Origin of the sequence: Psychrobacter sp. FDAARGOS_221 (assembly GCF_002313155.2) — a bacterium.
GTDB lineage: Bacteria > Pseudomonadota > Gammaproteobacteria > Pseudomonadales > Moraxellaceae > Psychrobacter.
Genome location: NZ_NWFK02000001.1, coordinates 1,999,244 through 2,014,882, shown reverse-complemented (window position 1 = coordinate 2,014,882; position 15,639 = coordinate 1,999,244). Strand labels below are relative to the sequence as shown.

Genomic DNA, 15,639 nt, shown 5'->3' with positions numbered 1-15,639 from the left:
CATTAAGGGTTTTCTTATAGGTAGTATCAGATTTTTGCGCTCGAAAATACAGACTAGACCTAGCATACTAACGGTCCGATTTAGCAAATATAAATTCATACGGCAAAGGAAAATCAATGACGCACCCGCTTCTTATTATTGGTAATAAAAACTATTCTTCATGGTCGTTACGTGCTTGGTTACTGTTAAAAGCTTTCAATATTTATTTTAAAGAACAAAAAATTGAGCTATTTCAGCCCTCCTCTAAACCCATCTTGGACAAATACTCTGCATCAGGCAAAGTGCCTATACTCGTAGACTATCAAGGTGATACTCAGTCTAGTATCAATATCACCGATAGCTTAGCGATTGCTTTATATGCCAATGATTATTTAACCGATTTAGATATCTGGTCAGGGAGAGCGAAGTCTGAAGTTAGCTTAATCCAGTCGGATACGTCGTCTATCCAAGAGCAACGGGCGTTTTGTCAGAGCATCGTGACTGAAATGCACTCAGGCTTTATGGGGTTGCGTCAGGTGATGGCTGTAAATATTCGAGCAACAGCAAGGATTACACCCACACCCGCCTGTCTAAAAGACTTACAACGTATCGAAGCTATTTTTGAGACGTGTTTAAACAGTGATGCTCATAAAAACAGTGCAAATAACTATCTATTTGGCGACTTCTCTATTGCTGATGCTTGGTATGCGCCCGTGGTATTTCGACTAAAATCCTATGCCAATGCTTCAAATATCCAGCTTAAAACAACTACTTATCAGTATTGCGAGATCATATTAAGTCATCCACATTTAAAGCAGTGGCATGAGGATGCACTACAAGAAACCACTATGTTGCCGGAGGATGAAACAGGAGAGATTCTGTCTGTAGAAGGTGTTTTAGCAGATTAAAATTAGTATTACCGCTCATTCAACTGCGCCCGTCCAAAATTTGGATGGGCAAGTTTTCTTAGTCGGACTATTTAACCAAATATTGCTAGTGCCTTTAGTAGCGATCATGGTCGTCATTTTGATATCACTGCCGCCTGTCATTGCACTTGGTATTACGTGACAAACAGTAACTCACGCATCCTTTAATAAGTTATTATGACATTGGCAACCGAACAACAAACAGCCAATATACATAGCACGCAAGTCATTAAGAATGTTGTCTTGTGGCTTGGGCTGTCTGTCGTTTGCCAATAAGGACTGTAACATCTCTAGCTCTACTTGACGATATTCAATATCTTGTTGGCACTCCATCAATTTCGCATTATAATCATGACTATTCGGATGTTCATCAAGCGCTTTCATATCATTCTGATACTCTAATAAGTCCGCTTGCTGCTCTTCAATATTGATACCTATCCTTTCTCGCCACTTCTGTTTGTCACTGTTATAAATCGCATACCAAATCCAGCCCCAAGACTCATGCACCTCCTCTGTTTGAACCAAATCACTTGCCCGATCATACTCTCCTATCTGCGCGTATAAACTGGCCATATCTAAAGCACACGACTCGTCATTATCCTGGGCATCTTTTAGTAAATTCAGTGCCTGCTGCTTGTCGCCCATTAGGATATGCAAACGGATTTTATTTAATAACACCGAATACAAATGCTCATTGAGTACCGGTTCAACATATTGGCTATTGCCGGTATTTATTAATGCTTTGATGTGATTTTCACTTTTATCGAAGTAAGTAAAAGCTTGCAAATAGTTACCTAATTTTGCATATGCATAAGCGATGTTGTTATAAAAAATAAATTCACTACCATCTGCTTGAGACTGAGACTGATTGAGCCTCTCTAACTTCTCTAAAGCAGTGTGTGAGACAGCTATAATCGCTTGATAATCCTCAGCCTGATAATGATAAATAGGCTGAATATCTTCAAAAGTTACCTCATTAGATATCAGCATCTGAGCATAAGCCGCATAGGGATAATAAGAGTGTGGGGCCAGTTGTAGAACCTGTTGTTGTAACTTCAGACTATCATCAGCGCCATATTCAAAAAAAGACCAAAAGGCGAGATTGTGAGTGTTTTCGATAGAGGGATTTGCTTGATATGCTTTTTTTAAATACTCAAGGTCTTTGTCACCCTCTGCTGGGTGTTGCATATAGTAGAGCGCGAGAGATGCCAGCAGTTGGTCATTATCAGGCTGCTGCTGAAGCTGAGTCAGTAAATTATTAACGATATCATTCATTTTATGTCACCTATCACCTAACCTGTTTCATGTTACAGGTTGTTTTACTTTATCGATAAAAAGCAATATATTCATTGATGAACCATACCGCATTCTAAAGTAATCAACCTAATGAAAATTTTGCAGTGGCTACTGAAAACAAAAAAGCCATCTTAGCTCGTGTTATGACAGCTAGGATGGCTCTATTGTAAAAAGTGAGACGTTAGCAATTAACCCGAGTTAAGGTTTTTGCTTAAGCTCTTTGGCTTCTAATACTGCCTCTTTACCCCAAGCAGATAGATCCAAATCTAATTTTTCATAGTCTTGCGCATCAAATAATGGAACTTTTACGCCCGCTTTTAACTGACGAGCGAAGTCATCAAGTAAACGTTTGGCACGTGGGAATAGCATAATCAGTGCCAATAAGTTGGCCAATGCCAATACACCCATTAGTGGATCTGCAAAGAAGAATACTTCTGTTGCTGTTGGCGCAACCGCACCGACAAATAAAATAGCAACCACCACCACACGTAAAACAAAAGTCGCCGTTTTGATGTTATTTTTTACCAAGAAGTTAATCGCATTCTCGCCCATATAGTAGTTATACATAATCGAGCTTAATGCAAATAATAACAAAGAAATGGTTAAGATATATTGAGACCAATTCCCCAACTCACTGGTTAATGCTTGTTGAGCCAGTACAATACCATCCACTTCAACACCAGGCTGGTAGACACCGCTCAATAGAATCATAAACGCAGTCGCACTACACACGACAATAGTGTCAATAAATACGGATAAAGATTGCGAAATACCTTGGCTCACTGGATGGGTCGCATAAGCGGTTGCCGCAACGTTTGGTGCTGACCCTAAACCGGCCTCATTTGAGAATAAACCACGTTTCATACCTTGCTCAATGGCAACACCAATACCCCCACCAACAACAGACTCAATGCCAAAAGCATTTTTGACGATTGTTACTATTAGCGCTGGCAATTCAGTGATATTGAGCATGATAATAACCACTGCCATTATCAGATAAATAAGCGCCATAACTGGAATAACTATATCTGCTGCTTTTGCGATACGTTTAATACCACCAAAAACGATAAACCCACCAGCAATCACTAAAACAAGCCCTGATATCCAGCGCTCAATACCAAAGCTTTCTAGCGCAGAGCCTGCAACAGTATTACCCTGGAATGCCACGAAACCGATTGAGAATGACAGTAATAATGACACTGCATAAATAACTGCTAGCCATTTATACTCTTTACCTAAACCATGCAAGATATAAGTTGCTGGACCGCCACGGAAGTTACCTTCATGGTCTTTGCGCTTATATAGTTGCGATAAACTACACTCAACAATACTGGTCATCATACCAATAAGCGCTACCACCCACATCCAAAATACCGCACCAGGACCGCCTAGTGAAATAGCGACTGCTACACCAGCGATGTTACCACCACCGACACGCCCACCAATCGATACCAGCAATGCTTGTCGGGCGGTAATACCACCTTCGCCAGCTTCGTCACTACGAAAGACTGAGAACATACGCTTAAAATATCTAATCTGTGCGAAATTTCCCACTATTGTAAATAACAAACCAAAAATGATAAGCATAGGGACTAGTGACCATCCCCATGTTAAGTCACCCACTTTGGTAAAAAATGCTTGAATTAGCTCCATCGTTATTCTGTTCCCTTTAAAGTAAACCCTGTCATATCCGCCTGTTGGGTAGCAAAATACGAAGATCACAGGTGAGTGAAGGTTACACACCCAAGCAATATAACAATTAACGCTTTAAACCATAAAATACGGCGTGCATTAACGTTTTTTAGCAGGTGCAGAAAAGTTTAGGGCTAACATTTTAAAGCAAAATACAAAAAAAAGTATACTAAATTAGGAATAGTGAAAACTTAGCGTCATGAAACTAAACTGACCGATGTTAAAATTTGATGGTAACTTGTAACTATATTCTCAAATAAAATAGTCAAAAACGAAGGCTTACAAAAAAAGACCACCCTACTTAGTAGAGTGGTCTTTTAATCTATCAGCTATCTAGCGATAGAGTCATAAAACAATAAAGCTTACTGCATCATGAGGTATTCAAACGCTGATAGCGCCGCTTTTGAACCCTCGCCCATGGCAATATTGATTTGCTTAAATGGCACAGTGGTCACGTCACCGGCAGCGAAGATACCTTTACGGTCTGTCTTACACGCTTCATCAATTTCAATCTCGCCAAAGCGGTTTACATCCACAAAGCCTTTAACAAACTCTGAGTTTGGTACCAAGCCGATTTGTACGAATACCGCTGATAAATCAAGCTCTTTTGTCTCGCCTGTTTCGCGGTCTTCATACAGTATTGAGCTTACTTTACCGTCAGTGGCTTTAATCTCTTTGGTCGCCGCTGAGGTAATAAAGTCGATATTGTCTTTCGACTTGGCTTTATTAATCAGTACTTGGTCAGCTTTTAAGTCATCGGCAAACTCAACCACGGTAACGTGTTCAACGATACCGGCCAAGTCAATTGCGGCTTCAACACCTGAGTTACCACCGCCAACGACAGCAATCTTTTTACCTTTAAAGAATGGACCGTCACAGTGCGCACAATATGCCACACCGCTACCGACATATTCTTCTTCACCTGGTACGTTTAGCTTACGCCACTGAGCACCGGTCGCTAAGATGACACTGCGCGTTTCAAACTGCTCACCCGTATTTAGCTCGATGGTGTAGTTTTCATCTGCGGTTTCATCCAACTGTTTAACACTGACGTGCTCTTTGATATTAATGTCGTACTCATTCAAGTGCTTTTCAAAGTTAGCCGACAGCTCAGTACCTGTGGTCAATGGCACAGAGATTAAGTTTTCAATGCTTTGCGTGTCTTTCACCTGACCACCGATACGGTCAGCAACCAAGGTCACTTTTAAGCCTTTACGTGCAGTATAAATTGCTGCTGCAACGCCTGCTGGACCACCACCGATAACAGTCACATCTTGACGTTCCAGCTGCTCAGCATCCTCTTCGCTTGCTGCATTCAACAAGTCAGGATACTGCTCTTGTAGCTTGTCAATAATACGCGCCGTGTCTACTTTACCGTTTAAGAATGGCTTACCGTTTAGGAATACCGCTGGTACACCCTGAATGTTGTTGGCTTCTACCTGCTCTTGGAACAAGCCGCCGTCAATCATTTCGTTACTAATGCCATCATTTAATAGTGCAAACTGGTTAAGCGCCTGCACCACTTCTGGACAGTTGTGGCATGACAACGACACGTAAGTTTGGAACTGTAATGGATGACCAATACGCTTCACCATCTTTTGAATGCTGTCATCAAGCTTCAGTGTGTGACCGCCGGCTTGTAAGATGGCTAAGATAAGTGATGTAAACTCATGACCGCCTGGAATACCACTAAATACGATACCGGTTTCACTGTTAACGTCATCGCCTTCAGTGGTAATCTTGAAGCTGATTGGGCTTGGCAGGCTGTCGTCAGTGTTGTTCTCATCAAACTTGATTTTGTCAGTTGTACCAGCAATTTGGCTTAAGAATTTAACCAATTCTGCTCTTTTCTCATGCTCACCGCTACCCAGTACAAAGCTAATTGGGCGAGTCATTTTTTCACTATAGCTTTTTACGGCATCTAATAAACTTTGGTCTAACATGATAAAATTCCTCTATAACGTCTGTCGTTAATTTTAATTACTTTTTGTAGAAAACTGTTTGAAAAAACTTTTTAAAACGATTTGAACAAACGGGTTGCGCTGCATTTATATTGGCCAATTATCAGTTACTCATATTGCCGCGCTGATACGCTTGAGTTGATACCCTTCATTAGCCACTAATCCTTTATTGTTATAACTCTATTATCGGGACTTCGCTGCCAAATAACAACTTTAGAAACCTGAATACTGCGATTTATAAAACAAATCACCTGTTGTTATCTGTTTTATATTTTAAATCAAAGCTACTAAAATAAGACTTACCAAATACCACTAAAATAGTGGTTATTAGGCATAGCGTTCTGCGACGTTTTTGGGTACAATTTAATTAACAAGTCAACAATAATAGTGCGTTAAGCATATACATTTATCATGACATGTCTTCGGCTTTTGATGCCTGCTTTGTAGCAGATAAGTTTAGAGTCTTAAGCCCTTATTCTATTTTGATTTATTTAACCCTGCCTAAATAAGGATAATACTATGTTCCATGAGTACCGCGATCTAATCACTGAGCTTAAAAACACTGACTTACATTTCCAAAAAATGTTCAATGAGCACAACGAATTAGATACCGAAATCGATAAGTTAGAAAATGACGTGGTTAAGTCTGTTAGCCGTGAAGACGAAATCGAAGAAATGAAGCGTCGTAAACTATCTTTAAAAGATGAGATCGGTCGCTATTTAGAAGAAAAAAGCAACGAACAATAGTCTTGGCTGAGATTGGTTTACTAACCATGCAAGACACTATTAAGTAGTACACTAAAGCCCTAGCCATTTGCGTTAGGGCTTTAGTCGTTTTAGGCGTGTCGATTATATATACACTCTGTTTTATAGCAAAAATGTCATTCGCTCAGCTTTATTACCACCTTATTTACTTTAATGCCTGTCAACAAATAGATAAACTCTAAACATCACAATTCATTAATGCCACAGAAAGACACAATCATTGTCATGCTCTATTTATAATTCGGTTGTATTATTTACTCACGGTTTATTTTTACAATAACTATCGCTAAACCACCACTGTGACTATAGTCCATACTTCTTTCGCCTTTTTTTATGTTAATATAGCTAGAAAGGTAACTGACTAAATAATCAATTGATTAAAACATAAGATAAAAACTGAATAAGTGACGTGTTAAAAATATAAACGCTCACGTAAGACAACATTATTCGTTATGTGATAAAACTATAAATCACGTGATAACAGTATAATCAGTCACGACAGCATAACTAATCATGAAAGCAACAGTCATGAAAAAACAGTCACGGTAACCTAGCCGACTAAACAATATTGAACCGGCTAAATACGACATAACCCCACTATTAAGATAAAACAACTCATACGGTATTATATGACCTGGAACGATCCAAACGCACAATTAGAAGCTCAAAATTACGATAACCCTATCCCAAGCCGTCTGCTAATATTGCAAACGCTGGCTGACAAAGGTGAGCTGACTCACAAACAACTGGCCTCTTCTTTTGATATTGATAGTGATGACCAGTTTGAAGCCTTGGGCAATCGCTTAAAAGCCATGGCTCGTGATGGTCAAGTCCATCGTGACGGCCGTCCTTACAAATATCGTGCTGTCACCAAGCAAGATGTGGTCAATGGCACCGTTTCTGCACACGCCAAAGGCTTTGGCTTCGTTGTGCTAAACGACATGCCTGATTTATTCTTGCATGAAAAGCAAATGCGCTGGGTATTTAACGGCGACACCGTTAATGCCATCGGCACCACCACTGACAACCGTGGTCGTACAGAAGGTCGCATCATTGAAGTCACTGAGCGCCAACAAACCCAGTTTATCGGTACGTTAGAAAAAGACGATGAAGGCTACATGGTTAGTCTATCTAGCCCGAACAATCATCAGCCCATTACTGTGGCAGAAAAGAATGTTAAGGCGCTAGAAGCTAAGCCTGGCTATCCGGTTAAGGTCGATATTATCGACTGGCCAACTCAGCATGAGTTTGCAACCGGTAAAATCGTTGAAGTTATGGACGATGACAATGATCGCGAAGTGATTATTGAAACTACCTTGCTTAACTACGACATCCCAAGCGAATTTGGCGCTGCCGTCCTAAAACAAGCCGACAGCTACAAAGAGCCGACTGAAAAAGACATCAAAGGGCGCACTGATATTCGTGACCTACCAATGGTTACTATTGATGGCGAAGACTCACGTGACTTTGATGACGCGGTTTATGCTGAAAAACGTTCAGGTGGTAACTACCGCGTGGTGGTTGCGATTGCTGATGTCAGTCATTATGTCACGCCAAACTCTGCGCTAGATCACGAAGCCTTTGAGCGTGGTACATCGGTTTACTTCCCACACCATGTGGTACCTATGTTGCCAGAAGTGTTATCAAACGGTCTGTGCTCATTAAACCCAGGCGTTGATCGCTTATGTATGGTAGCAGACATCAAACTGTCTCGTGCCGGCAACATCACAGGCTATGAGTTCTATCCATCAGTGATGCACTCGCAAGCCCGCTTAACCTACAACCAAGTTAATGATTACTTCGATGGCAACACCGATAAAGTACCTGAGTCATTAACTGGTAATAAAGACGTCAAGAAATCTGTCGACACCATGCATCAGCTGTACAAAGTACTGGTGAAAAAGCGCGAAGAGCGTAATGCGATGGAATTTGAGACCCCAGAAACCTACATTAAGTTTAATGAAGAAGGTGGTATTGAAGCCATCGTGCCACGCACCCGTGGTGATTCGCATAAGCTGATTGAAGAGTTGATGTTATTGGCCAATACTTGCGCCGCTAACTTTGCGTTAAAAGAAGAGCTGCCAGTGTTGTATCGCAACCATGACAAGCCTGACTCTGAGAAGTCACGTATGGTTCATGAATATGCGAAAAACTTTGGTATCAGCTTCCCTGAAGAAAGCCCAACTCAAGCAGACTATAAGCGCTTTATCGAAGCGACCAAAGAGCGTCCAGATGCGGTAAGCATTCACAGCATGCTACTGCGCTCTATGATGCAAGCCAATTACTCACCCGATAATATCGGTCACTTTGGCTTGGCGTACGATGAGTATTCGCACTTTACCTCACCGATTCGTCGCTACCCTGACTTGATGCTGCATCGTGCCATTAAATCTAAAGTCACTGGCAAAAAACAGCCAGAGATGGACTTCACATTAGAAGAAGCAGGCCAACAAACTTCTGATACTGAGCGCCGTGCCGAGAAAGCATCACGCTTCGTAGAAAGCTGGTTGAAGTGTCATTACATGAAAGATCATGTAGGCGAAGAGTTTGATGGTGTGATTACCACTGTCACCAGCTTTGGCTTATTCATCAACTTAACCGATCTGTTTATTGATGGTCTGGTGCATATCTCAAACGTTGGTAAAGACTACTTCGTCTATGACGAGAAGCAACAACAGTTGATTGGTGATAAGGGCGCTTTATATGGCCTTGGCGACTTGGTACGCATCAAGGTTGCTGCGGTCAATATGGACTTGCTACAGATCGACTTTGAGTTAGTTGCTAAGCTAAAAGCCAGCGCGATGAACCAAAGCAAAGGTGGTAACACTAACGCCAAAGGCAAGCATAATAACGCTAAACAGGCCTCAGGTGATAAAAAGCCGTCACGCCGCCGTAATAGCCGTAACAAAGGCTCATCTAATGGCAATAGCAATAATAATGGCAGCAAGCCAAATACTAAAGCCAAGAGTAAGCCTAACAGCTAAACGGCTACTCACTGACTAAAAGTTAAACACATAAAAGAGCGGTCCTAATTAGGACCGCTCTTTTTTATAATTAATACTATATTTAGAGTAAAAACGTTCAAAGTAAAAATAATTTAATCGAGTTGTGACAGCTCAGCGCTGATTGGCAAATGGTCGGATAATTGCGACCAAGGCTTGCCCTTATGTACCCAAGCACGCTCAACCTTGAGGTTGCGAACATAAATACGATCTAGGCTAAGCACTGGCAGCTTAGCGGGGAAAGTCGGCAATAGCTTATTGTACTGAGCCATAAAGGCTTCAGTCATGTTCAACTCACTGGCAAGCTTCTGACACGAGTTCTTTTTCCAATCGTTAAAGTCACCTGCCAAGATCAGTGGCGTGTCTTCATCGATCAGCTCACTGTCGTTTACGTATTTGGCAATGGCGTTATACTGCTTTTGTCGATCATTCTCTAGTAAGTTGAGATGAGCGCATAAGATAATCACCGGCTTATCCCAGCCTTCAGGATGTACCTCACAGTGTAGCACACCACGCTGCTCAAGCTTATTCACCGTAATATTGACATTGTGCTTAGGGTCTAAAGGATGACGACTTAGCACCGCATTACCATGATGGCCGTTGTCATATTCAGAGTTTTTGCCATAGCTGTGGTCGAGGTTTAAATACTCACCAAACCACTCATGCTGCGACTGGTTGGGGTATTCATTGTACTTCACCATGCGTTTTAGGTTCTGACCTTGAACCTCTTGTAAACACAAGATATCTGGATTGGCCTGTCTTAACGCCTCACCAATCTTTTGGGTCACAACCTGTCTATTTAATGGCGACATGCCTTTATGGATGTTATAACTGGTAACGATAATGCTGTTGTTTCGACTCATTATATTTTTCGTCTCATTAATTAGCATACTGTTATTGATAGGAGATAACGCACAAGATAACCATTTATAGCATACTTCTCAACAGTTTTTCATGCGCTTGTCTTTTATTGTCTTGCACTATCTTGCGGTGATTAAGCTTTAAAACAATCGATTAGACATAAAAAAGCACTGACCAAAAATGATCAGTGCTCCCTGCCAGCGATTTCCAATATTATGGAAACCGCTAATGCCACTATTGAAACCGTTACTTAAACCGCTATTAAAAAGTACCGATTGGTTAAAATGTGCTCAAACTAAGCACACTTAACTTAATAGCGAGTCACTAGGGCAATCGGTAAGTCATCACCCATGATTTGTTGCGGCATAAACACCACTTCGCCACCATTATGCATCACATGCTCGATAATGGCACCGACTGCATCATCAGTGACACCCTCTGCGGTAGGATCATCTGCCAACTGAAGCGTCTGTGCTTTTTCATCAATCTTAGCGGGCTGAATGTAGCCTTTACGCACATACAAGGTCTCGCCAGCACCTTGGTAAGCCGCTTTATATACGTCTTGCAAATCGGTACGCAACATCTCAGCACCACGTGCTTTATCAATCTCACCAAGCGCCGCTTCATGCAATGAGGTACGATACTCTTCTACTGCTTGTTGCACACCATCGACGATATGTTGGGCACTGCCCTCTTCAAGCTCTGTGACATTCGATACGCTGCCAATGATATTCTCTGGGCGGTCACATACTTCTTGGTAATAGCTAATATTACGCGCATCACCTACGATGACTAGCGGCATTTTGTGCTCGCCCCACAGCTCTTGAACACTCTTATCAACACGGTTGAAGTATTCTCTTAGATAGCTGTTTTCGTTATTGGCTGAGCGGTCCGTACTGCCATCACTGGTCTTATACAAGCTATTGTTCTCAATAGGGAACGGGATGCCGGTCATGTTTTTCTGCGCCGCATCATCTTGATCAAACTCTTTAATCACACGATTGTTGGCCGCTTCAATCAAGCGCGCCTGATCACGGCCAAGCACCACCACATAGTAGTGTACCGCACTGGCCATATCGCGAATAAGATCACGAGTAGCAAAACGCTGATCAATAATCACACGCTCTTCGACATCAAACGGCAAGCGTAGCACTTGCACTTCATCTGCACTGGCGAAGATAGCCAGCGTATCTAAGTTATAGTTGTGATTTAAGGCGTCTGTTTCGGCATGAATTTTTTCTAGAATGGTAGTGGCTGTGGCTTTGTCGTATTCATTGGCAATACGATCTTCTGCCACTTTTAATTGGTTTTTTAACGCAATTGGATCTTGCTCATTGTCTGGGTGCATGCGGTGAGTGGTAACAAAGATACTGACCGCTGGTTGAGCCACTTTATCACGAAGTTGTTTTAATACTGATTTCATAAAAACATCCTTTTATTTATTGGGTTAATTAAATACAAACTAACTTTCTTTTGAAGCTATTGCTGTTTGCTGTCCTTATTTCTTATTTAATTTCTTACTTATCCTTTAATTTCTTATTTATTTGGTGCTTCATCTATCTATCAGCTATTTATTAGATCAGCTTATCAAATTTCTTATTTAAGATTATCAATACCTTAGGTTAAATACCATAAGGGCTTTGTAAAACCATGCCCAGTCTTGACACTGCCTTGTTGCATTATGTAAATACTATTAATATTGGTTAAAATGTAAGGTGTTCTGTTAAGCACCTACCTTGTAATGTCTGCCTTTAGACTCAATATCAAAAACATGGCGTCAATAACGTTAAAATAAAACGTTAACCTAATAACCTAAATGGTTAACTTGAATATCGGTAACAACAAGCGCCAACAACACACGACACTCACAACAATAAAAACAATCAACAGCAATCAAAACCTATCAACATAACGGACTTTACTATGCAAAATACCCAAACCAATACCACGCTAGATCCCAACTTACATCTGGTCGACTTCTCAAAGGTCACACCAGAACAGCTGAAGCAGCAAGTGACTCAAGCACTGGATAAAGGCAATGCGTATCTAGACAACTTAGATCAACAAGATGTGCCTACTGAAGCACAGCCAGCGCTTAATGATATTATCGAATTTGACCACATCGGCTTGGATTTAGACCGTAGCTGGGGCGTACTATCACACCTAAATAGCGTGATGAGCAATGAAGACATCCGTCAAGTGCATCACGACATCCTGCCTTTACTGTCTGCGTTTGGCACTCGTGTCGGTCAAAACAAAGCACTATATAGCCGCTATCAAACTATCAAAAACGACAGTGACTTTTTTAATAGCTTAGACAATGCTCGCAAACGCGCCATCGAACTTGCTATTCAAAGCTTTGAGCTTTCTGGCGTCGCATTGCCTGCGGACAAGCAAGCGACTTATGCTGATATTCAAAGTCAGCTATCGACCTTGTCGGCCAAATTCTCTGACAATATCCTAGATGCCACTCAAGCGTTTGCGCTGCCATTAAACGATGAACAACTGGCCGGTATCACCGACAGTGGACTGGCGATGCTACAAGCCGCAGGTGAGCAGCATAAAGCCAAACTGGTAGCCAGCGAGCAACAAACCCAGACAGAGGTCGATGCGCTACCGACCCCGTATTATGTAGCGACATTGGATATCCCCGTTTATCTGGCGGTAATGACTCATGCCGATGACCGTAAGCTACGCGAAACCCTATACAAAGCTTATGTCACACGGGCGTCAGAGCTTGATAGTCACAAAAATAGCCAAGGTGACTCGCTCGATAACAGCGACATCATGGCCAATATTTTGGACTTGCGTAACCAAAAAGCGCATCTACTTGGCTTTAACAACTATGCCGAAGTGTCTTTATCACGCAAAATGGCAGACAGCGCTGAGCAAGTAGAAAGCTTCCTACGTAATTTGGCTGACAAAGCGACACCAGCTGCCAAACGTGATTTGGCACAATTAGAAGCAGAAGCGACTAATCAAGGTATTGATGAGATCAAACCTTGGGATACGGCTTACTTAGCTGAAAAAGTAAAACAAGACAAATTCAAGCTATCACAGGAAGAAATTCGTCCTTACTTCCCACTACCTAAAGTGATTGACGGATTGTTTGATATCGTGCAGCAACTGTTTGGTGTGCGTGCGGTAGAAGCAACAGAGCAGGCTGATTTGTGGCATGAAGATGTGCATTTTTATCAGCTATTTGATAGCAACGCTGATGGTGAAGAACAGCTGATCGGCGGTTTCTACTTTGATCTATACGCCCGTCAAGGCAAACGTGGCGGTGCATGGATGAGTGGATTCCAAGCCCGTTATGAGTATGCCGGCAGTAGCGCTGAAGCCTATCGCCAGCTGCCGGTATGCTTTATGGTTGGCAACTTTACCCCTGCTACCAATGGCAAGCCAAGCTTATTGACGCACAACGAAGTACTGACCTTATTCCATGAGTTCGGCCATGGTCTGCACCACTTATTAACCAAAGTCAGTGTCAGTGACGTGGCAGGCGTTAACGGTGTCGAGTGGGATGCGGTTGAGCTACCTAGCCAGTTCTTAGAAAACTGGGCATGGGACTCAAAAGGCATTAACTTAATCAGTGCCCATGTTGACAGCGGTGAGCCACTACCACAGTCACAGCTTGATGCCCTTCTAGCAGCCAAGAACTTCCAAAGCGGCATGCAAACCTTACGTCAGATTGAGTTTGCTTTGTTTGACTTGTTGATTCATGCCGACTCACCAGCACCTGATTATGCTGGTATTTTAGCGACGTTAGATCAAGTTCGTCATGATGTGGCAGTGATGCAAACTCCAGAATATAACCGCTTCGCCAACGGCTTTAGTCATATCTTCGCTGGTGGTTATGCAGCAGGATATTACTCGTACAAATGGGCAGAGTTGTTATCAGCTGACGCCTTTAGCCGCTTTGAAGAAGAAGGCGTATTTAACGCTCAAACCGGTCAAGACTTCCGTAATAACATCTTAGCTGTTGGAGGTAGCTTACCTGCCAAAACTAACTTTGAAGCCTTTAGAGGCCGTGAAGCCAGTATCGATGCGCTGCTACGTCATGGCGGCTTTGTAGACTCAGATGAGGTGGCCTAATATGCGTTATCAATCCAAACGACCTAGACGTCAGTTCTTAGCTGGCGTCACCTGTCCAAAGTGTCAAACAATGGATGCCGTCGTACAGGTGCGCCTGTTTGAGCCTGAAGAAGACGAGTATATTGAGTGTACTCAATGTGGCCATACTGAACGTCGCCCTGACCCTGAAGAGATTCAGGAAAAGAATGCGCTGGCCAATGATGCGATGAGTACCGGTACGCAGGGTACGGTCAAGTTTTTGAAGTAGCTCTCAATTGAAATTAACCATACAAAAAAGGCGCCCAATCGGACGCCTTTTTTTGATTTTTAATACCGCATTGATACTAGCCATACAAACAGCGCAGGCTTAAACTAAGCTCAAAATAACTAGCTACTTATTGATATCCTGTAGTACCTGCGACATCTTGCTTGGATATTTTGGAACCACACCTTTGTACTGGGCCACAATCTTGGTCAAATCTTCTTCATAATTACCTGTGGTACATACAGGATCCAAAAACTGCACTTCTTTGGTCTTATAATCCATCGCCACTGGGATAATAGGCACATCGGCACTATCTGCAATGTAATAAAAGCCTGTCTTCCATTGCTTGGTAAATCCACGCGTTCCTTCAGGTGCCAAGCCCAAATACAGTGAATCACTGGCCTTCATTTGCTCAATACTGGCCTGTAATACCGACCCTTTTTTACTGCGGTTAATGGGTACAACACCTGCCCACTTCAAAAAGTTTGATAATACAGGATATTTAAACAGACTATCCTTACCCATAATCTTAATGTCTAAGTCCAAGCCTAGCACTACAGGAATGGCATACAAGCCATCTAAGTTAGACGTATGTGGTAACGCCAGCAATACCGCCTTAGGTACATCAGGTATATTACCAGTCACCTTCCAACCCAGTAGCTTCAAAAACGCACGCGCAAGTCGCGGCGTTACTCTGCCGCCGCGCTTTGGCACCTGCTTACCCAGACGCTTATAGTTTAACGGCTGCCTACTATTAGCAGCTTCATTATCAACGATGTGTTTATTTAACATATCCTTGTGTCCCTACATTTAGTACT

11 protein-coding genes are annotated in these 15,639 nt (G+C 42.2%); 5 read left to right on the top strand and 6 right to left on the bottom strand.

The window, feature by feature from the left end:
- Positions 1 to 116: 116 nt before the first annotated feature.
- Complete coding sequence (locus tag A6J60_RS08440) at positions 117 to 887, top strand: glutathione S-transferase family protein (RefSeq protein ID WP_096065597.1); 771 nt, start codon at positions 117 to 119, stop codon at positions 885 to 887.
- Positions 888 to 1,058: 171 nt separating this feature from the next.
- Here the strand turns inward: A6J60_RS08440 and A6J60_RS08435 are convergent, their stop codons facing one another.
- The 3 genes from A6J60_RS08435 to ahpF all read right to left on the bottom strand — a co-directional run bounded on the left by A6J60_RS08435 (position 1,059) and on the right by ahpF (position 5,836).
- Positions 1,059 to 2,180 (bottom strand): hypothetical protein, encoded by a 1,122-nt coding sequence (locus A6J60_RS08435; RefSeq protein ID WP_096065596.1) that lies wholly within the window; start codon positions 2,178 to 2,180, stop codon positions 1,059 to 1,061.
- Positions 2,181 to 2,399: 219 nt separating this feature from the next.
- On the bottom strand, positions 2,400 to 3,854 hold the full coding sequence (locus A6J60_RS08430) for an alanine/glycine:cation symporter family protein (protein ID WP_096065595.1): 1,455 nt from the start codon (positions 3,852 to 3,854) through the stop codon (positions 2,400 to 2,402).
- Positions 3,855 to 4,255: 401 nt separating this feature from the next.
- Complete coding sequence (gene ahpF, locus A6J60_RS08425) at positions 4,256 to 5,836, bottom strand: alkyl hydroperoxide reductase subunit F (protein WP_096065594.1); 1,581 nt, start codon at positions 5,834 to 5,836, stop codon at positions 4,256 to 4,258.
- 537 nt (positions 5,837 to 6,373) lie between these two features.
- Between ahpF and A6J60_RS08420 the strand changes: the two genes are divergently transcribed.
- Together A6J60_RS08420 and rnr are read left to right on the top strand one after the other, a co-directional pair.
- Positions 6,374 to 6,601: a YdcH family protein gene (locus A6J60_RS08420; protein ID WP_096065593.1), complete on the top strand. Its 228-nt coding sequence runs from the start codon at positions 6,374 to 6,376 to the stop codon at positions 6,599 to 6,601.
- A 647-nt stretch (positions 6,602 to 7,248) separates the two neighbouring features.
- Positions 7,249 to 9,603: a ribonuclease R gene (gene rnr, locus A6J60_RS08415; protein ID WP_096065592.1), complete on the top strand. Its 2,355-nt coding sequence runs from the start codon at positions 7,249 to 7,251 to the stop codon at positions 9,601 to 9,603.
- A gap of 113 nt (positions 9,604 to 9,716) precedes the next feature.
- Here rnr and A6J60_RS08410 read toward each other — a convergent pair whose 3' ends face one another.
- Positions 9,717 to 10,484 carry an endonuclease/exonuclease/phosphatase family protein gene (locus A6J60_RS08410; protein WP_096065591.1) on the bottom strand — a complete coding sequence of 256 codons (768 nt, stop codon included), beginning with the start codon at positions 10,482 to 10,484 and terminating at the stop codon, positions 9,717 to 9,719.
- A gap of 308 nt (positions 10,485 to 10,792) precedes the next feature.
- A complete protein-coding gene (locus tag A6J60_RS08405; protein ID WP_096065590.1) occupies positions 10,793 to 11,905 on the bottom strand; it encodes a hypothetical protein in 1,113 nt (370 codons plus the stop codon).
- A 500-nt stretch (positions 11,906 to 12,405) separates the two neighbouring features.
- Between A6J60_RS08405 and A6J60_RS08400 the strand changes: the two genes are divergently transcribed.
- Positions 12,406 to 14,577 carry a M3 family metallopeptidase gene (locus A6J60_RS08400; RefSeq protein WP_096065589.1) on the top strand — a complete coding sequence of 724 codons (2,172 nt, stop codon included), beginning with the start codon at positions 12,406 to 12,408 and terminating at the stop codon, positions 14,575 to 14,577.
- A 1-nt stretch (position 14,578) separates the two neighbouring features.
- Complete coding sequence (locus tag A6J60_RS08395; RefSeq protein WP_096065588.1) at positions 14,579 to 14,824, top strand: YheV family putative metal-binding protein; 246 nt, start codon at positions 14,579 to 14,581, stop codon at positions 14,822 to 14,824.
- Between the two features lie 123 nt (positions 14,825 to 14,947).
- Here the strand turns inward: A6J60_RS08395 and A6J60_RS08390 are convergent, their stop codons facing one another.
- Complete coding sequence (locus A6J60_RS08390; protein WP_096065587.1) at positions 14,948 to 15,613, bottom strand: lysophospholipid acyltransferase family protein; 666 nt, start codon at positions 15,611 to 15,613, stop codon at positions 14,948 to 14,950.
- Positions 15,614 to 15,639: the final 26 nt, after the last annotated feature.